18 protein-coding genes are annotated in these 21463 nt (G+C 51.7%); 13 read left to right on the top strand and 5 right to left on the bottom strand.

All coding sequences use genetic code 11. The annotated features are described in order from the left end of the window. The first annotated feature begins 373 nt into the window (after positions 1–373). The 8 genes from AC4BAN_RS04135 (at position 374) to AC4BAN_RS04100 (ending at position 9436) form a co-directional block, all read left to right on the top strand. Positions 374–1990, top strand: coding sequence for a type I restriction-modification system subunit M (locus tag AC4BAN_RS04135; RefSeq protein WP_490563108.1), 1617 nt, complete (start codon positions 374–376; stop codon positions 1988–1990). A gap of 122 nt (positions 1991–2112) precedes the next feature. Then, positions 2113–2562, top strand: coding sequence for a hypothetical protein (locus AC4BAN_RS04130; protein ID WP_490563107.1), 450 nt, complete (start codon positions 2113–2115; stop codon positions 2560–2562). Further along, positions 2555–2977: a helix-turn-helix domain-containing protein gene (locus AC4BAN_RS04125; protein ID WP_490563106.1), complete on the top strand. Its 423-nt coding sequence runs from the start codon at positions 2555–2557 to the stop codon at positions 2975–2977. The genes AC4BAN_RS04130 and AC4BAN_RS04125 overlap by 8 nt, the downstream gene beginning before the upstream one ends. Before the next feature lie 12 nt (positions 2978–2989). After that, positions 2990–3463, top strand: coding sequence for a hypothetical protein (locus tag AC4BAN_RS04120; RefSeq protein ID WP_490563105.1), 474 nt, complete (start codon positions 2990–2992; stop codon positions 3461–3463). A gap of 30 nt (positions 3464–3493) precedes the next feature. Continuing rightward, positions 3494–4354: a hypothetical protein gene (locus AC4BAN_RS04115; RefSeq protein WP_490563104.1), complete on the top strand. Its 861-nt coding sequence runs from the start codon at positions 3494–3496 to the stop codon at positions 4352–4354. A 12-nt stretch (positions 4355–4366) separates the two neighbouring features. Then, positions 4367–5611, top strand: a complete 1245-nt coding sequence (locus tag AC4BAN_RS04110; RefSeq protein WP_490563103.1) for a restriction endonuclease subunit S — start codon at positions 4367–4369, stop codon at positions 5609–5611. Then, positions 5592–8822: a type I restriction endonuclease subunit R gene (locus tag AC4BAN_RS04105; protein WP_490563102.1), complete on the top strand. Its 3231-nt coding sequence runs from the start codon at positions 5592–5594 to the stop codon at positions 8820–8822. The genes AC4BAN_RS04110 and AC4BAN_RS04105 overlap by 20 nt, the downstream gene beginning before the upstream one ends. Positions 8823–9130: 308 nt before the next feature. Then, the gene (locus tag AC4BAN_RS04100; protein ID WP_490563101.1) at positions 9131–9436 is read left to right on the top strand and encodes a hypothetical protein; all 306 of its coding nucleotides are present in this window, start codon (positions 9131–9133) and stop codon (positions 9434–9436) included. A 107-nt stretch (positions 9437–9543) separates the two neighbouring features. Here AC4BAN_RS04100 and AC4BAN_RS04095 read toward each other — a convergent pair whose 3' ends face one another. The 4 genes from AC4BAN_RS04095 to AC4BAN_RS04080 all read right to left on the bottom strand — a co-directional run bounded on the left by AC4BAN_RS04095 (position 9544) and on the right by AC4BAN_RS04080 (position 15437). Beyond that, positions 9544–10131, bottom strand: coding sequence for a fasciclin domain-containing protein (locus AC4BAN_RS04095; protein ID WP_490563100.1), 588 nt, complete (start codon positions 10129–10131; stop codon positions 9544–9546). A 145-nt stretch (positions 10132–10276) separates the two neighbouring features. Beyond that, positions 10277–11899, bottom strand: coding sequence for a SpoVR family protein (locus AC4BAN_RS04090; protein WP_490563099.1), 1623 nt, complete (start codon positions 11897–11899; stop codon positions 10277–10279). 141 nt (positions 11900–12040) lie between these two features. Further along, a complete protein-coding gene (locus AC4BAN_RS04085; RefSeq protein ID WP_490563098.1) occupies positions 12041–13306 on the bottom strand; it encodes a YeaH/YhbH family protein in 1266 nt (421 codons plus the stop codon). A gap of 202 nt (positions 13307–13508) precedes the next feature. Next, a complete protein-coding gene (locus AC4BAN_RS04080) occupies positions 13509–15437 on the bottom strand; it encodes a PrkA family serine protein kinase (protein ID WP_490563097.1) in 1929 nt (642 codons plus the stop codon). 479 nt (positions 15438–15916) lie between these two features. Between AC4BAN_RS04080 and AC4BAN_RS04075 the strand changes: the two genes are divergently transcribed. The 3 genes from AC4BAN_RS04075 (at position 15917) to AC4BAN_RS04065 (ending at position 18260) form a co-directional block, all read left to right on the top strand. Further along, complete coding sequence (locus AC4BAN_RS04075; protein WP_490563096.1) at positions 15917–16351, top strand: hypothetical protein; 435 nt, start codon at positions 15917–15919, stop codon at positions 16349–16351. 173 nt (positions 16352–16524) lie between these two features. Then, positions 16525–16989 carry a LexA family protein gene (locus AC4BAN_RS04070; RefSeq protein WP_490563095.1) on the top strand — a complete coding sequence of 155 codons (465 nt, stop codon included), beginning with the start codon at positions 16525–16527 and terminating at the stop codon, positions 16987–16989. Then, the gene (locus AC4BAN_RS04065; RefSeq protein ID WP_490563094.1) at positions 16986–18260 is read left to right on the top strand and encodes a Y-family DNA polymerase; all 1275 of its coding nucleotides are present in this window, start codon (positions 16986–16988) and stop codon (positions 18258–18260) included. Before AC4BAN_RS04070 ends, AC4BAN_RS04065 begins: the two co-directional genes overlap by 4 nt. 19 nt (positions 18261–18279) lie before the next feature. Here the strand turns inward: AC4BAN_RS04065 and AC4BAN_RS04060 are convergent, their stop codons facing one another. Next, positions 18280–18882, bottom strand: coding sequence for a hypothetical protein (locus AC4BAN_RS04060; protein ID WP_490563093.1), 603 nt, complete (start codon positions 18880–18882; stop codon positions 18280–18282). A gap of 381 nt (positions 18883–19263) precedes the next feature. Here AC4BAN_RS04060 and AC4BAN_RS04055 point away from each other — a divergent pair, with 381 nt between their 5' ends. Then, the gene (locus AC4BAN_RS04055) at positions 19264–20601 is read left to right on the top strand and encodes an MBL fold metallo-hydrolase (RefSeq protein ID WP_490563092.1); all 1338 of its coding nucleotides are present in this window, start codon (positions 19264–19266) and stop codon (positions 20599–20601) included. Between the two features lie 102 nt (positions 20602–20703). After that, a complete protein-coding gene (locus AC4BAN_RS04050) occupies positions 20704–21366 on the top strand; it encodes a Crp/Fnr family transcriptional regulator (protein WP_490563091.1) in 663 nt (220 codons plus the stop codon). The last annotated feature ends 97 nt before the right edge of the window (positions 21367–21463 follow it).

Below are 21463 nucleotides of genomic sequence, written 5' to 3'. Positions count from 1 at the left end.
GCATCCGGAATTACAGACTCCCCTCCTTGGCCAAGGAGGGGCAGGGGTGGTTTGACCCGGTGCCGCAAAACATCCTGTAAACCCATCCTGTTTCAGACAATTTGCCGGTGCACGATGCGGACGAATAGGGTAATTCGGGGAAAGAACAGGCTCATGCACGATTAGAAGAGGATTTTGGTAATGATTGTTAGGGGCACGATTCGGATGGGTGGGGGAACGATTGCCCGGTGCACGATTCGGATGGGTCGCGTAATGATTGTTCGGTGCACGATTCGGACAGGTCGCGACCTGTCCCTACGAAATATTTTATTTGATCTATATATTTCGCTATTGTTTTTGTACCTTGTGATCCTTTTAACTCCGCGTATAATACATGGCCACTAACAACACCCCCACCGCCAAAGCAAAGGCGGATATAGATTTTGAAAACGAACTCTGGAATGCTGCCAACGAACTGCGCGGCGCCGTAGCCGAAAACCAGTACAAAGACTACGTGCTTTCGCTGCTGTTTTTAAAGCACCTTTCCGAGCGATTTGAAGTGCGCAAACACGAACTGCAGCTTTCTTTTGCAGACCCTAAAAGCGATTACTATAACCTAGAGGCCCATCAGCAGACCGAGGTACTGGAAGACGAACTGGAGTACCAGGTAAAGAACGTGTACCGCCTGTCCAAACAAGCCACCTGGGAGTACCTGCGCGAGAACGCCGAGCAGGACGACATAAAAGTAAAAGTAGACCAGGCCTTTTTGCTGCTCGACGAGATCCTGAGCAAGCGCAACCCTGACTACAAAGGCGTGCTGGAGCCGATCTTTGTGAAAAGCCAGCTCTCCCCTACGCAGGTGGCCGGACTCATCAATCTGTTCTCCAAAGAGAAGTTCTCCGAGATCAACAACCCCGAGTCCGACATCTACGGCCGCGTGTATGAATATTACATTGGCAAGTTTGCCATGGCCGAAGGCTCCGGCGCGGGGCAGTTCTTTACACCGGGCTCGGTGGTGCGTCTGCTCGTGGAAATGCTGGAGCCGCTTAAGGGCCGTATCATGGACCTGGCCTGCGGATCGGGCGGGATGTTTGTGCAGAGCCTCAAGTTTCTGCAGGCACACGGTGGCGATAAAAACGACATCTCCATTTACGGGCAGGAGCGCTACGAAGGCACGCTGCGCCTCTGCAAAATGAACCTGCTGCTGCGCAACCTCTCCTTCGACGTGAAGCTGGGCGACTCGCTGCTGCAGGACCGCTTCCCCGACCTGAAGGCCGACTACGCCCTCATGAACCCGCCGTTCAACATCTCGAACTGGCACCCCGAGCTGCTACCCGACAACGACTCGCGCCTCTTCGGGGCCAAAGATACCTTTACCACCCCCGGCAACGCCAATTACATGTGGTTCCAGACGCTGTGGCAGCACCTGAGCGAGCGCGGCACGGCTGGCGTGGTGATGGCCAACGGCGCCATGACCACCGGAAGCGCCGGCGAAAAGAACGTGCGCGAGCACATGATACAGCAAGGCATGGTAGACTGCATTGTGCAAATGCCCGACAAGCTGTTCCTGACCACCGGCATACCGGCCTGTATTTTTATACTTAGCAAGAACCGCGACGGCAAAGACGGCGAGCACCGCGAGCGTAAAAACGAGATCCTGTTTATAGATGCCCGCAAACTGGGCACGATGGCCAGCCGCCGCCTACGCGTGTTCGAAGATGCCGACGTAGCCCGCATTGCCGACACCTACCATACCTGGCGCAACCTGGGCGGCAGCTACTCTGATGTGGAAGGCTTCTGCAAAGCCGCTACCTTAGTCGAAGTGGCCGCCAACAATTTCGTGCTCTCGCCGGGCCGCTACGTGGGCTCCGAAGTCGAGGAAGACGACGGCGTTCCATTTGAAGAGAAGATGAATCTGCTGACCACCGAACTGACTGCCCAGTTTGAGGAAAGTGCCCTGCTGGAGAAGCGGATTCGGGAGAATCTGGAGGGGATTGGGTTTGGGTTGTAACAGTACGCACATCATTCGTATCACTTTTAATTAATTTATAAGTGAATTTTGGGATTATAAATAAAGTATATACCTTTGAACTTAACTTATAAGTGAAACTGTTCGTAGAAATAGGAGTTTACATGAAACTTAGGCTGGTAACTTATTATACCATCCGTGTTAAAGGTGAAGAGTTTTCAGAAACTGATAAGTTCTTTAAACGCTTTAAGAACAGTACTTATGCAAAAGACCTTGGGAACATTAAATATTGGCTTAAAGACAAAATTGGTGAAGAACGCGGTGCCTCAGAACGCTACTTCAGGTCTGAAAAGCGAGCACACGCACTTCCACCCCCTATTCCATCATCGGACCTTCGCCTCTATTGCTGGCGTTGTAATGATAGTGTGGTATTGTTAGGGAACGGAGGAGTTAAAACAAGTCAAAAAGCTAAAGAAAGCCCTGATTGCTTTCCACATTTCGAATTAATGAACGCAGTAGTAAAGGAGATTAAAAGACAATGCCTTTCCTGTAGTGATTTTCCAAAAGACGACACAACCATACGACTAACACTCAATTTTGAAAACCATGTTTAATCAATATTTCGATCAGGTAGAAGTAACCGAAAGCGGCAAGCGATTTATCGACAAGTCGTTACAAATAGGTGACGAAATCGTACGTCTGCTCGAAGAAAAAGGTATGACGCAACGGCAGTTAGCTGAAGCCTTGGGCAAAAAGGAATCGCAGATTAGCAAGTGGCTAACTGGCTTCCATAATTTCACACTCAAAACAATTACAGAAATCGAGGATGTGTTGGGTGTAGATATATTACTGACATACCTTGAAGCTAAGAAGCGATTCAGTAAAACTCCTATTGTACTACACCAAACTGTTGTAAGGCCTGAAGTATATAATCAATTACGCGAAGTGGAGACAAACCTTTTAGTAGCCCAGGAAAGAATGGCAGATTATGATTTGGTAGTAGAACATACCGAGGAACTCTTTGCTTAATAAAGTATTCGAATGACTACTATCCCATTCACTCCAGATCAATTACAGATTAGCTACTGTGGAATAATTTCTTTTCAGGTACAGAATGATGAAGATGCGCCGCTCCGAGTTGCTGAAGTAGAATATTATCATTTTACGGTACAAGCAAATTTAAGCGCTGCCCAAGGCAACTGGTTGCGTGTACTCATAAAGGTAGATTGTAATGCGCAGGCATCAGATTCTAGGACGCAAACAGGAAGCATCGTAACCGAATGCTTTTTCCAGATTGATGGCCTAGATAATCTATTGCAAACCAACAATAACGAACCCATTCCCCAACCCATATCTATAACTGCAGTAAGTATTGCCTATTCAACCACACGCGGCCTCCTTGCAGCCAAAGCTAGTGGTACTTTTCTAGAAGGGGCTGTTCTTCCTATTGTACAGCCAGCAAAGCTTTTAGCTTCTGATCAGCCCATACTGCAAAACCATAGGTTTAGTTTTTAACTTATCTATTATACCTCAACACAAGTATGTATGCCTGAACATTTTAAGCCACAAAAAATAAGCTTAAAAAACCGCCCTGATCTGTCTGAAGCATGGATTCAGGATGTAATAGCAAATGATCCATCTATACTTGGTTTGGGTGATTTGGAAGTTGTAAGTAAAGAACGAATTCAAATACGTGGTGGTCGTTTAGATTTACTACTTCGGGATGCTAACCAGAGAAGGTATGAGGTTGAAATTCAATTAGGAGCTACAGATGCAAGTCATATTATTCGCACCTTAGAATACTACGACATTGAAAAAAAGCGGTATCCTCAATATGACCATTGCGCGGTAATCATTGCTGAGGATATTACTAGCCGTTTCCATAATGTTATCAGTATGTTTAATGGCTTTATTCCGCTTATTGCTATTCAAATTTCTGCTTATGATTTTGGCGGTAAAATCGCATTGGTGTTTACAAAAGTATTAGACGAGATGCCATTAGGTTTGGAAGAAGATGATGTAGATGCAGCTCCAACTACTCGCAATGATTGGGTTAATCGAAGCTCAGAAGAGTCGGTTAAAATTGCTGAACAACTTTTAAGCTTAATTAATGAATTTTCGCCTGATCATAAATTAAGTTTTACGAAACACTACATCGGATTAAACAAAAATGGGCAGTCAGATAATTTTGTAGTATTGAAGCCCCGTAGAAACACTTTAGTAGCGGATTTACGCATAGAAAGTTCTACAGAGGTTGATGCTAAAATTGAAGAAGCTGAACTTGACACTTTAGACTATGATCAAAAGTGGAAACGCTACAGAATAAGGTTAACTAAAAAAGAAGTAGAAAAGAACAAAGCACTACTGAAGGAACTTCTTGAAATGGCTTCTGAGAATAGTAAATAATTTGAAGAATAAATGACCACCTGGACCACATATAAACTCACCGAACTATGCTCTAAAATAGGTAGCGGTGCCACACCCAGAGGTGGTAAGTCTGCCTATATCTCCGAGGGCATTTCACTGATCAGGAGCCAGAATGTGCTAGATTTCACTTTCTCAGAAGATGGTTTGGCTTTTATCAATGAAGCACAGGCTAAAGCTTTAGCTAATGTGGAAGTACAAGAGCGGGATGTGCTGGTAAACATTACAGGTGATTCGGTTGCCAGAGTATGCCAGGTGCCAGATGAATATTTGCCAGCAAGGGTGAACCAACATGTTGCTATACTTCGTGCTGATACTTCTAAACTTTCTCCTGAATTCCTGAAGTATAGCTTGCTGACAAAGTATAACAAAGACAGACTTTTATCACTTGCCTCTACAGGTGCGACACGCAATGCCTTGACTAAAGGTATGCTGGAAGAATTTGAAATTTCAGCACCAGAAGATGTGGCAGTTCAGAACCGCATAGCCGAAATCTTGTCTGCGCTGGATGACAAAATAGAGCTGAACCGCCGCATGAACCAAACGCTGGAGCAAATGGCGCAAACGCTCTTCCGGCAGTATTTCGTGGATGGTATTGATGAAGAGAATCTGCCGAAGGGATGGAAACTTGGTAAATTAGGTGATGTTATACTTCAATCGAAGAACTCAGTTAATCCATCGAAAGAGCCTGATAAAGTATACTTACACTATAGTATACCTGCATTCGATAGTTCGCAAAGACCCAATGAAGAACTCGGTCAAACTATACTTAGTAGCAAATTTATAGTTAAGTCAAACTCAATTTTGTTCTCAAAACTCAATCCACGATTCCCAAGAGTTTGGAATATCGAAAAAGTTGATGAATCGAGAGCAATATGTTCAACTGAGCTTTTGATATTCATACCTAAGACTCCAGAATGGTATAGTTTCGCATACCTATTACTAAGCAGTGAAGAAGTTAAGAATGATTTAGTTGGTAAAGCGACTGGTACAAGTGGTAGTCATCAAAGAGTAAAACCGAGTGAGATTTTAGAATTGGGAAGTATAATCCCACCTAAAGAAAAGGTTGCTGAGTTTGAGGCTAATTTACGCCCTCTTCTTCATAAGAAGCAGCAAAATCTAACAGAGATAGCTACTTTATCAAAAACAAGAGACGCCCTCCTACCCAAACTCATGTCAGGAGAAATTGACGTGATGCAAAGCAAACAAACTGAACAGCATGAGCCAGTATTTAGCTGAAGAAGCCATTGAGCAGGCGGCCATCGCCTGGCTGCGCGAGCAGGAGCCCTATACCTATCAACACGGCTCCGATACAAAGCGCGACCTGGGCAAGGCTGTACTCGAAGATGTGTTCGAGGCCTTTCTGCAGCGCCGCTACCCGCAGGTACCGCAAAAGGTGCTGGCCGAGCTGAAGCAGGAGTTCCTCTATAACCCCGGCGCAGACTTGCACCAGCGCAACCACGCCTTCCACCTCAAGCTCAGCAAAGGCATCAGCAAAACCTGGAAAGACGATACCGGCCGGCAGCACTTCGGCCACTTCTACCCCATCGACTACGACGATGTGCACCAGAACGAGTTTCAGGTCATCAACCAATTCACCATCGTCGGCAAAAGCAAACGCATCCCCGACCTGATCATTTTCGTGAACGGCCTGCCGCTGGTGCTCTTCGAGTTCAAGAACCTCTTCAGCCAGGACGCCACTGTAGAAGCCGCCTACAACCAGGTGCAGCACTATACCTACCAGATTCCGCAGCTCTTCGAGTACAATGCCCTCACCATCGTAAGCGATGGCCAGACCACCCTGCACGGCATGTACAGCAGCGGCCTGGAGTGGTTCGCTGCCTGGAAAAGTATAGACGGCCGCGAGGTAGTAAACAACGGCTTTGCGCTGGAAACGCTTATCAAAGGCCTGCTCGTACCCGAGCGCCTGTTAGCTTATGTGCGCCACTACATCTTCCACGAGCTAGACAAGGGCCAGCTGATCAAGAAAGGCGCCAAGTACCACCAGTTCTTCGGCATACAGTACGCTCTGCAGGAAACGCTGAAGTCGGTAAAGCCCTACGGCGACGGCCGCATTGGCGTGGTATGGCACACTACCCGCTCCGGCAAAAGCATTACCATGGCCATTTACACCGGCATCCTGCGCCAGCTGCCCGAGCTGAAGAACCCGACCATTGTGGTGCAGGTAGACCGCTTCGACCTCAACCGCCAGCTCTTCGACGATTTCGTGGCCGCCAAAGACCTGGTAGGCGACGTAAGTATAGCCAACACCACCGACGAGCTGCGCAGCCTGCTGAGCGGAGAGGGCGGAGGCGTAGTGTTTAGCACCGTGCAGAAGTTTAACCTGAAAGACACCGCCACCGGGCGCGAGCTGGAGCATCCCGTGCTGAGCACCCGCGACAACATCATCGTGATTGCCGACGAGTGCCACCGCACGCAGTACGGCCTGATACAGGGCTTTGCCAACAACCTGCGCCGTGCCCTGCCGCAGGCCAGCTTCATTGGCTTCACCGGCACCCCCGTAGACAGCAAAGACGCCGACACCGAAGCCGTGTTCGGGGAGATCATCCATACCTACGACATCCGCCAGGCCACCGAAGACAAAGCCGTGGTACCGATCTACTACGAGCCGCGTTTGGCCAAACTGCATTTAGGCAACGAGCAACTAGAGGAAGAAGCCGAAGAGATAACCGGCGGTCTGGAAGACAGCGACAAAAACAAGATACTCTGGGCAGCAATGGAAGACGCAGCCGGTTCTGCCGCGCGTGTGGAGGCCATCGCCAAAGACATGCTGCAGCACTATACCAACCGCAACGCCAGCCTGAGCGGCAAAGCCATGCTCGTGTGCATGAGCCGCCGCAACTGCGTGAAGCTCTACGATGCCCTCACCGCGCTGGAAGGCTGTCCCGAGGTAGCCGTGATCATGACCACCAACATCGCCAAAGACCCCATCGCCTGGAACCCGCACGTGCGCACCAAAGAGCAGATGGAGGCCATCAAAAGCCGCTTCAAAGACCCGGACGATGCGCTAAAACTCGTGATCGTGCGCGACATGTGGCTGACCGGCTTCGACAACCCCGCCCTCCATACTTTATACATAGACAAGGTGATGAGCGGCCACAACCTGATTCAGGCCGTCAACCGCGTCGCCACCGTTTTCCGCGACAAGCCCAGCGGCCTGATCGTGGACTACATCGGCATAGGGGACCGGCTGCGCGACGCCACGAACAAGTATACCTCGGCAGGGGGCGATGGTAAAGTTGCCTTTGACATAGAGGAGGCCTTTGCGCTTGCCAAGGAAACGATTGGTGTGTTGCGGGAGATGCTGCCGGGAGGTCCTGTAGCGGTTCATCATGTGAACAAGTCCCCCTTTGAAGGGGGCTGGGGGATGACCAATGCTGCAGAAGATGCAGGAACATTTGCCACGAAGTATAAGGCCGAAGAGCCAAACGGGGAAAATCAGTTCAGCACGAGGACTACTACCCCTACCCCCTCCAAAGGGGGACTTTCGGGTACGATTGAGACCCAAAAATTTGCGTCTCACCACGAAGCTATCCTCTACTTCCCGGCCCTTTCCAAAGGCGATAAGCTGAAACTGGTATCCATCGCTACGAACTCCATTGTAGCAGACGATGAACTGTGCAAGGCATTTATGCTGAACGAGAAGATACTCAGCAGCCTCGCCCCGATCATCAAAAGCCACGAACGTATAAACGAGCTGGCAGCCGATATTATCTACCTGCAGCACGTAGGTGCAGCCTTGCGCAAACTGAAAAACCCGAACAGGAGCGTAAAGGAATCGGCACAAAAAGTCAAAGACCTCATCCACCGCAGCATCGAGAGCGAAGACGTGGTGGACGTGTTCCAGATGGCCGGCATCGAGCGCTTCGACATCTCCATCATCAACGATGATTTCCTGGCCACCGCCAAGGCCCAGAAAACCGGGAACGAACTGAAGCTGGAGCTTATCCGCCAGATCATGAACAATGAAATAAAGGTGCGCTCTTTTAAAAACCTGGCAAAGTCACGCAAGCTGAAAGAGGCGGTAGAGCAAATTCTGGCCGATTACCACAACCACTTTTTCGATAGCCTGGTGGCCATGGAAAAACTGCGCGAGGTAGCCAGGCAGATGCAGGAAGAAGACGAACGCAGAAACCAGCTCGGCCTCACCGACGAGGAAGAAGCCTTTTACGAGATCCTGGCCAACCACCCTAACGCCGTGCAGGACTTCGAGTTGATAAAAGAACTGGTACAAAAGATACTGGCCGAAGTAAAGAAAAGCGCCCAGCAACCCGACTGGTACAAAAAAGACGACACCAAAGCCCAACTGCAACTTGCCGTAAAAAAAGTGCTGAAGTTTAAAGTAAAAGCCGAGTTGCAGGAAATACTGGACGAGGTGATGGAGCAAGCCGAGGCACGGTATAAGGAGTATGATATGAGTGTAGCGTAAGCCGTTTCGTAGGGACAGGTCGCGACCTGTCCGCAGATCGGCCGGTCCATGAAACATAAAGTATGAACAGCAACAAGCCAACCTATCGCACATTCTGTTCATGCTGTCAAGCATGATTCTGACAAAAACCACCTTGTGCACGCTGCGGACAAGTGCAGGATGATTCGCGCAAAACTTGCTCTTGCACGATTCGGACAGGTCGCGACCTGTCCCTACGAATACCTGCAGGTGATTTTAATTAAGCAGGAAGCAAACGCAAAGTATAAGTTATACTTCCTATCTTGCAGCTCATACTTCACCAGCACCCCATGTCTCATCAACCACAATACAACACCATCGCCAGAGAAGCCTTTAACCTGTACCTGGACAACAAGATAGACCTGGACGAGCTGATCGAGCGGCTGCGGTACATGGAGCTGCAGGTACAGTCGGAGGAGGAGGAAGAGACCGAACAGAAGGTATGGTTCCGTTTCTTTGAGGGCGATACCCTGAAAACCACCATCAACGAGATCGAAAAAGAACTGCGCGACCCTGCCCATCCGGGGGGCGTTATTCTAAAGCGCGGCATTGCCTATGGCCTGTCATCCGACGAGTTGGAGGTACACTATTCCTAAAAAGGGTTAAGTCCAGGCGCCGTGTTCAGGCTGCAGTAAGTATAAAAACAAAACAGCCAGCCAGGGTTCATTACCTGGCTGGCTGTTATGCTACCGAATTAGGCAGTTTACATGCCTGGCGGCATCATTACTTTGTCAATCACATGCACCACACCGTTAGAGGCCTTCATGTCGGGCATGCTCACGTTGGCATCGTTTAGCATCACACCGTTTCCGTGCATCATCACCTTCACCTCTTTTCCGTTCACGGTTTTTACCATCATGTTATCCGACAGGTCGGAAGCCATTACATTGCCCTGCACCACATGGTAGCGAAGTAAGTCCGCGAGCATCTGCTTGTTTTCAGGCTTCATCAGGTTATCCAGGGTGCCGGCCGGCAAGGCTGCAAAAGCCTGGTCGGTTGGCGCAAACACGGTAAAGGGGCCTGGCCCCTGTAGGGTAGCTACCAGGTCGGCGGCCTGCAGGGCCTTTACCAGCGTAGAGAGCGAAGGGTTGCTGGAAGCAAGCGCGACGATGTCCTGGTTCTGGGCATTCATGTCCATGTCCTCCATGTCTGTGTCGGTGTTCATGGCATCGTCGGTGGCCATGGTTTCCGTCTCATCCGTCGACATCTCGGCACTGTCGGTGGCCTGTTCGTTAGCGCTGCACCCAAACAGTAAGAGGGCGGCGCAGATGATCATACTTAACTTCTTCATAGTTAGAAAATTATAGTTCACGATGACTACATTAACTATAAATTTCTAAATAGGTTTCATTTACTTTCTTCCGGCAGTGCCCTGCTGTTATTCCAGGCTGTGGCGGCGCTCAGGATTAATCAGGCAAAAAGGCCTGGGCTATATACTACGTCACCTCGAAAGCGCTCTCATTTATGCCCAGTTTATTCTTGGAATGCAGCTCCACCGGAAAGCCCCACAGGTAGCGGATATGCTCCAGGGTTTCGTAGGCGCTGTCGGCGTCCAGGCGACGGTCTTTCTGGATGTAGTGCGTCAGGTAGAGTTTGCTGGTCTGGTGCAGGTCTACTTTGGTTACCTGTATGTTGGGTACCTGGCCCGAGCGGTCGTACTGTTGGCTGAGCTGCTCGCGCACCTTGCGGTAGCCCCGCTCGTTGTGTATGGCCCCGATCTCGTATTCCTCCTCCAGCTCGTTGTCCACGATGGTAAAGAGCTTCATGTCGCGGATCACCTTCGGAGAGAGGTACTGCAGGATAAAACTGTCGTCGCGGAAATTCTCCATCACGTAATGCACCTGCTCCAGCCAGTCTTTCCCGATCAGGTTCGGGAACCACTGCCTGTCTTCGGCGGTGGGTTGCTGGCAGATGCGCTTGATGTCCATAAAGATGTTATAGCCCAACGTATAGGGATTCAGGCCCGAATAAAATTTACTGTTGTACTCCGGCTGGTATAGCACCCCGCTGTGGCTCTTCAGGAACTCCAGCATAAAGCCGTCGTTCACGTAGCCTTCGTCGAACAGCTTGTTGATGATGTGGTAGTGCGTAAAGGTGGCAAAGCCCTCGTTCATGACCTTGGTGGCGCCCTGCGGATAAAAGTACTGCGACACCTTGCGCACCACCCGGATGATCTCTCTTTTCCAGGGCGGCAAGGTCGGGGCATACTTCTCTATAAAGTATAGAATATTCTCTTCGGGCTCTTTCGGGAACTTTTGCTCCTCCCCCGTCCCCACCTCCGGAAAAGACAACCGGGCGGGCAGGGTTCTCCAGAGCTCGTTGTAATTCTCGCGCTTGATGTGCGTCAGCTTCTTCAGCCTCTCCTTCTCTTCCTTCAGCGATATCTTCGATGGCTTTTTATACTTGTCTACCCCGTGGTTCATGAGGGCGTGCGCGGCATCGAGCACCTGCTCCACCTCCTCCTCGCCGTACTCTTCCTCGCACTTCAGGATAAAGTCGCGGGCAAACACCATGTAGTCCACAATAGACTCAGCGGAGGTCCAATCGAGGAACATGTAGTTGTTGGCGAAAAAGGCGTTGTGGCCCTGGCAGGCGTGGGCGATCACGAGCAGCATCATGCAGGTAGAGTTGTTCTCCATATTATAGCTGATGCAGGGGTTCGAGTTGATCACCAGTTCGTACGAGAGCCCCATGCGGCCCTTAGTATAGTTGTTCTGGTTCAGCACAAAGTCCTTCCCGAATTTCCAGTGCGGGTAAGAGGTCGGCAAACCGGTCAGGGCATAGGCATCCAGCATCTGCTCCGAGGTCACGATCTCGATCTGGTTCGGGTAGGTTTTCAGCTTCAGGTACTCCCGCCCAATGCGGCTGATCACCTCATCGGCGGCCTCCAGCGTTTCATAATCCCAGTTAGGGTTACAAAACATCGCTCTGTATTTCTCTTTGTCTTTCATGTTGATATATCCTTTTTTCGTAGGGACAGGTCGCGACCTGTCCGAATCGTGCACCGGCCAATCGTTCCCATAACCTGTCCGAATCGTGCCCCGAACAATCGTTCCCATAACCTGTCTGCATCAGTATTTGCCTGTAAACAGGGCCGTTGCCAGCTTATTTGCGCGATGTTTTTGTAGTTATGTATTGTTGCATGGACCAGCCATTGCGCGGACAGGTCGCGACCTGTCCCTACGAGTACACACTTTGTGCTACCCTGCTACTTCTGTCCTTTTCCGGAACAGCCCCTGGAACACGGGCCAGATCTCATATGCTTCGTACACCTGCCGGATCGAGAACTCATCATCGTTGCTGATGCGCTTGTAGGCCTGCCACAGGTCGCTTTCCCTGCCCTTGTTGCTGATCTCGATGTAGGCCATGTATTGGATGTCGGGCAGGATGGTTTCCTGCAGCAGCCGCTTGCAGTCCTGGGCATCCTGCTTCGACCACACATCGCCATCCGAGGCCTGGCAGCAGTACACGTTCCAGGTCTCGTCGAAGCGTTCGCGCATGATCTTGTCCATCAGTTTAAGCGAGGGGGCCACCACGGTGCCGCCACTTTCGCGGGAGTTAAAGAACTCCTCCTCGCTTACCTCCTTGGCCTCGGTGTGGTGCCGGATAAACACCAGTTCCACCTGCTTGTATTGCCGCGTCAGGAAAATATAGAGCAGCGTAAAGAAACGCTTAGCGATGTCTTTCTCGTGCTGGCCCATGGAGGCCGACACGTCCATGATGCAGAACATGACGGCGGAGGTGATGGGGATGGGCACGCGCTCAAAGTTGTTGTAGCGCAGGTCGAGGTCCTCGAAAAAGGGGATGGTAGCGGCCTGCCGCCTCACTTTCTCTATCTCCTGCTCCAGGGCAAGTATGGCATCGGGCCCGGTGGCCAGGGCAAGTTGCTCCAGCAGCGCTTTCAGCTTTTTCTCGAACGCCCCTTTCAGCGCCAGCTGCCGGCCCAGCGCCTGCTGGTAACTGCTCTTGATGTTGAGCCGCGAAGGCACACTGTCGCGGGTATAGCCGGCGCGGCGCAGGGCAAAGTTCTCGGTGCTCTCCATCAGCTTCTTCACCATGTTGGGCAGGGCCAGGTCGTCGAAGAAATACTTCAGGAACTCCTCCCGCGACAGCACCACGGTAAACTCATCCTCTGTTACCCCCGGGCTGTTGGAGCCCTTGCCCCTGCCCTTGCCTTTAGCGCCTTCTTTGGGTTTGGGAATGCGGTCGCCTTCGTTAAACTTGTCGTTTCCGGGCTTCACGATCTGCTTTTTGCCGGTGGCAGGGTCGTGCCGGAAGCTGGGCTCACCCAGGCCACGCACCGGCACCTTTACACTGCCGCCGCTTTTGCTGTCCTGGATGCTTTCCTGGCTGATGATATCGGGAATGGCCCGCTTGATCTGGCCCTCCACCCGCTTCAGGAACTTCTGCCGGTTGCCGGTAGATTTACCCTTGTCGTTCTTCCTTCTGTCAACGATATGGCTCATGGTAGTTTGGAAGTTAGAAAGTTTAGGAGTTAGAGAGTCAAAGTTTCCAGGTATGGCGTAGCTCGTAGCACGACTAAATGTTCTATAGAAGACAAGCCCCAGGATTAAAAATATTCCCGATGCAGGATATATCTGATATTTCCTTTGTCTATCTTCTTATTGTCTTTTGTCGTGCTACGTGATACGAAATACAGGCTACGTGCTACGCCATTGTTTTTCTTACCCGCATAAACCAGTCTACCAGAATGCGGATCTGCTTGTCGGTATACCCCCTGTCTTTCATGCGTTTGGTGAAGTCCTTGTGCTTTTTCTCATCCTCTTTGTTAGATTTGGCCGTGAACGACACCACTGGCAGCAGGTCTTCGGTGTTGGTGAAGATCTTCTTCTCGATCACGTTCTTGATCTTCTCGTAAGAGTCCCAGCGTGGGTTCTCACCGCCGTGGTTGGCCTTGTAGCGCAGCGTGAAGTTGGTTACCTCGGCCCGGAAATCCTTTGGGTTGGCAATGCCTGCCGGCTTCTCTATCTTCTCCAGCTCCGCATTCAGAATGCTCCTGTCGAAAATCTCGCCGGAGTCCGGGTCGCGGTAGTCGTTGTTCTGCATCCAGTGGTCGGCGTAGATGACGTACTTTTCGAAGATGTTCTGGCCATACGAGCTATACGACTCGATGTAGGCCTTCTGTATCTCGTCGGCGATAAACTCGGCATACTTGCTGGCTAGCACCGACTTGATCAGGTGCAGGTACCTCGACTCGGCCTCAGGCGGCAGCATCATCTTGATCACCTCCTGCTCCAGCACATACAGCAGGTGCACCGGGTTGGCGGCGATCTCCTCGCTGTCGAAGTTGAACACCTTAGAAAGTATCTTGAAGGCAAAGCGGGTAGAGATGCCCTGCATCCCTTCGTTTATGCCCGCATCGTCGCGGTACTCCTGGATAGATTTAGCGTTCGGGTCGGTTTCGCGCAGCGTCTCGCCATTGTACACCCGCATTTTGGAGTAGATCGTGGAGTTCTCCGGCTCCTTCAGGCGCGACATCACCGAGAACTCGGCCAGCAGCTCAATGGTCTTCGGGGCGCAGGGTGCCTCTTTCAGGGAGCTTTCCCTGATTAGCTTCTCGTAGATCTTGATCTCCTCGCTCACGCGCAGGCAATATGGCACCTGCACCTTGTAAATACGGTCCAGGAAGGCCTCGTTCTTCTTGTCGTTCAGGAATTTGGCCCACTCCGACTCGTTGGAGTGCGCCAGGATCACCCCGTCGAACGGGATGGCGCCGATGGGCTCGGTGCCTTTGTAGTTCTTCTCCTGCGTGGCGGTAAGCAGCGGGTTGAGCACCTTGATCGGCGCCTTGAACATCTCCACAAACTCCAGCAGGCCCTGGTTGGCCAGGCACAGGCCGCCGGTGTAGGAATAGGCGTCCGGGTCGCTTTGCTGGTAATCGGCCAGCTTCCTGATGTCTACCTTGCCCACCAGCGTCGAAATATCCTGGTTGTTCTCGTCGCCGGGCTCGGTTTTGGAAATGGCGATCTGCTCCTGTATGGAGGGGAAAAGCCGGATGACCTTAAAGCGGTTGATGTCGCCGTCGAACTCGCGCAGCCTTTTAGAGGCCCACGGGCTCATGCAGCCCGGCACGTAGCGCGACGGGATGCTGTACTCCTCTTCCAGTTCTTCGGTATAGTCGGCAAACAGTCCCAGCGGACTCTCAAACACCGGGCTTACCTCATCACCTGCCTTCAGCACATAAATGGGGTGCTGCTGCATCAGGTGCTTCAGCTTTTCGGCCAGGGAGCTTTTGCCGCCCCCCACCGGGCCCATCAGATATAGGATCTGTTTCTTTTCCTCCAGCCCCTGGGCCGAGTGCCTGAAATAGGACACGATCTGCTCGATGGTGCTTTCCATGCCATAGAACTCCCGGAAGGCGGGGTAGATCTTGATCTTCTTGTTGGAGAAGATGCGGCTTAGCACCGGGTCCTGGCGGGTGTCCAGTATCTCGGGCTCCCCAATGGCATCCAGTATCCTTTCGGCGGGCTTGGCATACACCTTGGGGTCTTTCTTACATTCCTCGAGATAAGCAGCTACTGTCATCTCATTCAGGGAGGCACTGTAATTGGTCTTGATCTTTTCTAAAATGTTCATATAAATTTTGTCTTTATAACATTGTCAGAATCATTTTATATCATGAAGCAACAAGCAGTATAGCAACTCTTTTACATGAAGTATCAGCTACTGCCAGGCAACTAATCCGATCATAGGAGATATGGTATTGATATATACGATTTATTTAATAAAGTAGCGGCAAATAACCCGTTTCCTTTTGGTGTATCTGTTTATAAATAAGCTCGTTCGTGGTTTTTTGTTGCCTGCCCTGGGTGCTTTCAGACACTTACTGGTACGTTGCAGTTAAAATACTGGATTTTACTAGCCTGTACCCTGTGTTATTCTACATCCGGCTGGCGCACGCGTTCCCTTGGTTAAGGCCGGGGGTCATGATAGAAACAGCTGTTTGATTTATAAAATTCAAAATGACGCATATTTTATACCACAAACTTTATACGTGTGTGGCGGCAACCTATTAATGTATATATTTACACCTGATACCATCAACAAGCAACCCTATGGATAAAGGATTACAACACTTGCATTCTTACATGGCCTACCTGGTTCTGCTGGGCGTGCTGATCAGTCTACTGGCTGCCCTGGCCGGCCTGTTCGGCAACAAGGTTTTCGCTGACAAAGACAGGAAGCTGGCGCTGCTCGGCCTGATCCCGACCCATCTGCAGTGGGTGATCGGGTTGATTCTATACTTTGTTTCGCCGCTGGGCGCCCAAAGTATATCCGGCGCGGCCATGCGCGATGCCACTACCCGACTGTATGTGCTGGAGCACCCGCTTACCATGCTTATTGCCGTGGTGCTGATCACGGTAGGCTATGCCCGCGCCAAGCGCATGCTCGGCGAGAACAAGGGCTTCCGGAGCATCGCCATCTTTTACGGCCTTGCTTTGCTGCTGATGCTTATCCGCATCCCCTGGAATGCCTGGCCCGGCAACTAAGCCATTGCCAGCATAAACCTGAAGCCTCTCCCTAACCCGAGAGGCTTTTTTTAGGCCCTGCGTGTACTTGGTGAACACCCCGTGTGAATAAATAAAACTAATATATTTAGCTTTTATTATTCTTTTATCCGTATTTGCTAATTATAATAGCAAATTAAAGTAACCGAAGCGCCATGCACAGTACCAAGATAATCCCTATCCATTCCAGGTTCGTAGAGGCATACAGCATTGCAGACTTGCCGGGTGTGGAGATCCCGGTGTATGCTTCTTATATCTCGGCAGGCTTCCCTTCCCCCGCCGACGATTACCTGGAAGACAAAATAGACCTGAGCAAATACCTGATCCAAAACCCGACCTCCACCTTTATGATGAAGGTGAAGGGAAACTCCATGATGGACGCCCACATCCACGACGGCGACCTGCTGGTGATCGACAAGGCCCGGAAACCGGCGGACGGCTACCCGGTGGTGTGTTTCCTGGATGGGGAGTTTACCGTGAAAACCTTTAAGCTGCACAAGGGCAAGGCCTTCCTGATGCCCGCCAACCCCCTCTACAAGCCTATCGAAGTAACCGACGAGATGGACATGCGCGTGTGGGGCGTGGTGGTGTGGGTGCTGCATCAACCCGTTAAGCAATGACGACACTTTACGCCCTCTGCGACTGCAACAACTTTTATGCCTCCTGCGAGCGCGTGTTTAACCCCGCCCTCAACGGCAGGCCGGTGGTGGTGCTCTCCAACAACGATGGCTGCGTGATCGCCCGCAGCAACGAGGCCAAGACGCTGGGCATCCCCATGGGGGAGCCGTTCTTCAAGATCCGGACGCTGGCCGAAACCGGGCAGGTGCACGTCTTCTCGTCTAACTACGTGCTGTATGGCGACATGTCGGACCGTGTGATGCAGACGCTGGCGCAGTTTACGCCACATGTGGAAGTATACTCCATCGATGAGTGCTTTCTGGACCTGGGTGACTTCTATGACAAAGACCTTTTTGCCTATGCCTGGGAGATCAAGCGCACCGTGCAGCGCTGGACCGGCATTCCCGTGAGTATGGGCGTTGCCCCCACCAAGGCCCTGGCCAAAGTTGCCAACAAACTGGCCAAGAAATCAGGCAAGGCCAGAGGGGTGCTGGTGCTCACCGACCCGACCCATATCCGGAAGGCGCTGGAAGCGACAAAAGTAGAGGATGTGTGGGGCATTGGCGGCCGGTATGCCCGCTTCCTGAAAAAGCACCAGGTGCTCACCGCCCTCGACTTCACCAACCTGTCGGAGAACTGGGTGCGCCAGCACATGACGGTGGTGGGCGTGCGGTTGCTGAAAGAGCTGCGCGGGGAGTCGTGCCTGGAGCTGGAGGAGGTAACGCCGCCCAAGCAGAACATCTGCACCTCCAGGAGTTTCGGCAAGCGGGTAAGCACCTTCGACGAGGTGCAGGAGGCCACCGCCTCTTACGCCGCCAAGTGCGCCCGCAAGCTGAGGGGCCAGAAAAGCTGCGCCCGGCTCCTGACGGTTTTTGTCACCACCAACACCTTTGCCGAAAACGACAGGCAGTATTACAACAGCAAAACCGTGTGCCTGCCCGTTGCCTCTAACTCCGACCTGGAACTGATCCATTACGCCTGCCTGGCCCTGAAAGCCATTTACAGGGAGGGCTATTTCTATAAAAAGTCCGGTGTGATCGTGGGGGAGATCATCCCTGAGAACCAGGTGCAGCTCGGCCTCCTGGACACCGTGGACAGGGAAAAGCAGCGCAAGCTGATGGCCGTGGTAGACGGCCTGACCGACCGCTTTGGCAGAAGCAAGGTAAAAGTAGCCACTCAGGGCCTGGATGGCGGCTGGATGCTGAAAAGCGACTATAAATCGCCCTGCTACACCACCCGCATCAGCGAGCTGCAGACGGTTAGCGCCAAATGAGCAGTGGCCACAGGAAAAGCTACTGCCCAGCCTTCTGCATGGGAGGGCTGATCATGATGTGCGCCCCATGGGTGCCGGGGTTCATCAGCCAGGGCATGCCGGCCGCATCTGGTTTCAGGGGCAGGCCGGTGCTCTCGGAGGTAGCGTACGGAACATAGACCACGTAACGCAGGTAGCCATCCTTTACATCGCCGGTGGCAGGGTTATAGTTCTCGTCATCGGCGGTGTACACAAAAAGCGAGGTGGGCTGCGCAGGCATCTGCAGCTTGCCGCTCTTCACCTCCGCTTCCCGACTATCAAAAATCTCCTTCGACTTTTTTCCCTGCTTTTTCAGCTCCCGGCCGCGCGCCATAAAAGGGTCCAGGTCCTTATGGTAGCAGGCAACAGAAAAGCCTTTCTGGTTTGGGTCGTCGGCCAGGCAAACCATTGCGTTGGTGCCTTTGCGCAGCAGCACCAGTTCGCCGCTCTGGCTATAGCCATACACCGCGGCCCCTGCCCGCTTGTCGGTTGGGGCAGCCAGCACAGCCGCCTTGATCTGTACTTCAGGAGCCGGCACCGACGTCTGGGCCTGAACGGATAGCGCCGCAAGGGCAAGGAACATAATAAGCAAAATGTTTTTCATAATGATAGCGTTAAACCATACACCTCTGTAACCTATAACCCAAATTGCGATTAACCCACCCCTGCCCCCTCCGGGGAGGGGAATTACATGCACGGGTAAAATTCCCCTCCCCGGAGGGGGCAGGGGTGGGTTTAAAACTTCAAAGCATATTTATAGAGCGCAACTTGAATAAGATAAATACCTCCACCAAAGCATTTTTCCTTATACGGAAATAAATTTAAAGGTAGGTTGTGGGGTGAATCGAGGGCCAGCCATACTTGTGTGACTTTCGTCACGGTACAAAGCCTGGTTATATCATACCTTTGTTGACACAAGCCTCGAAGAAGCTCGTACAGCCATAAGTATCAGGAGGCACATGCTAATAGTTTAACATCGCATCTTATGAAGATCAAGCAGTTTGAAGACAAAGGCCTTTCCCATTTCGCTTACGCCATCTTAAGCGAAGAGAAGAATGAGATTGTGCTGCTAGACCCGGCGCGTAACCCGCAGCCCTACTATGCATACGCAGAAGCCAACAACGCCAGGATTGTAGGCGTGATCGAAACACACCCGCACGCTGACTTTGTGAGCTCGCATTTAGAGATACACCAAAAAACAGGCGCTACTGTATATACCCACAGCATGGTAGGCGCCGATTACCCTTTTGAGGCCTTCGATGAGGGCACCGAACTTGATTTCGGGGACTTTAAGCTACGGCCGCTGCATACACCGGGCCACTCGCCTGACAGCATCAGCATTGTGCTGGAGCAGGACGGAAAAGACCGTGCCGTGTTTACCGGCGACACGCTGTTTATAGGCGATGTAGGCCGGCCAGACCTGCGCGAGAGCGCCGGCAACGTGACCGCTAAAAGAGAGGAACTGGCCCGCGAAATGTACCACAGCACCCGCGAAAAGCTGATGAAGCTGGCCGACGAGGTGTTGGTATACCCTGCGCATGGTGCCGGAACGCTTTGCGGAAAAGCCCTGCGCGAGGCTAACAGCAGCACCATCGGCGCCGAGAAGAGGGGCAATTACGCGCTGCAGAAAATGAGCGAGGAAGAGTTTGTAAAACTGATTACAGAAGAGCAGCCGTTCGTGCCCAGGTACTTTGGCTATGATGTCGCCCTGAATAAAAAAGGGGCTCCTGCTTACCAGCAGAGCGTTGATAGCGTGAAGCGCCTGGAGAAGAATTTCACGCCGGAAGCAGGCGCGATCATCGTGGACACGCGCCCACAGGATACGTTTAAAAAAGGGCATTTAGCAGGTGCCATCAACATTCAGGAAGGCGGCAAGTTCGAGACCTGGCTGGGCAGTGTTGTCGGGCCTGGCGAACCCTTTTACCTGGTAGCTGCAGATGAGCAGCAACTGGATGCGCTGATCGCTAAAACGGCCAAGATCGGGTATGAGCCACTGATAAGGGGGGCCTTTGTCATGGATCGGGCAGGCAAGGTAAAATCACCGGAAATAGACCTGCAGGACTTTAAGCAACACCCGGAAAAGTATACCATCGTGGATATCCGCAACGCATCGGAGGTGAAGGGCCAGAAGTTTTTTGAGAGCGCCCTTAACATTCCGCTGCCAGAACTGCGCGAGCGTGCCGGTGAGATACCTGCTGGTAAACCGGTGGTGGTGCATTGCGCCGGCGGGTACCGCTCCGCAGCCGGAAGCAGCATTGTTGCGTCTGCTTTACCAAAGGCAAGAGTGCTTGACCTAAGCGAAGCTATCAACGCGTTTAAGTAAGCCTACGCTATTGAATTGACCTTCAGGCCAGTGCAGGATTCAAAACACCTGCACTAATGTTGTTTTTTAACGGTATATTTAAGTCTCACATTCCAGCCCGCCATGGACGCCATAGACCCAGAAAAACTGCACCATATTTTCCCGCAGTTCGAAATACCCTTGCTACAAGAAATACTGACCCACAGCACCATTAAGCACCTAAGCGATGGCGATGAAGCCATGCGGACTGGCCAGTACATAAGGTCAACTATCCTGCTTCTGCACGGCCTCTTAAAAGTATACCGGGAAGACGATGAGGGCAACGAGTTTCTGATGTACTACCTGGAACCGGGCAATGCCTGTGCCATGTCGATGATGTGTTCTGCCCGCGACGAAAAAAGCCAGATCATGGCAAAAGCCGTCAATTCGGCTGAGGTGCTGCTCATCCCCTCTCATTTATCGGAAGAGTTGCTTAAAAAGTATAACAGCTGGCACAGCTTTGTGATCGCTTCTTACCGGGAGCGTTTCGAGGAGCTTTTGCAGACCCTGGACAGTATTGCTTTTAAGAAGCTGGACGAAAGGCTGTTGTTTTACCTGAAGCGCCATGTAAAAGTAAGCGGACATGAGGTCAGGTTATCGCACCAGCAAATTGCCCTTGAGCTGAACAGCTCCCGCGAAGTGATCTCGAGGCTCCTTAAAAAGCTGGAACAAGCAGGGGCTGTTACCCTGCACCGAAATTACATAGAGGTGCAGGACCTGGATTTGATGGATCAAATAAAACCTTGATTTATCAATCAGAGGCATAACTCACCACCTTTCTACTTAAATTTAGCGCGTGTGACAACAGTCACCGTAACCCGACCATGCGGCGCTTACCTTTGTG

The organism is Pontibacter sp. GD13, assembly GCF_058216355.1.
The sequence above is the reverse complement of the archived record's forward strand: the minus strand, read 5'-3'. Positions and strand labels throughout refer to the sequence as shown.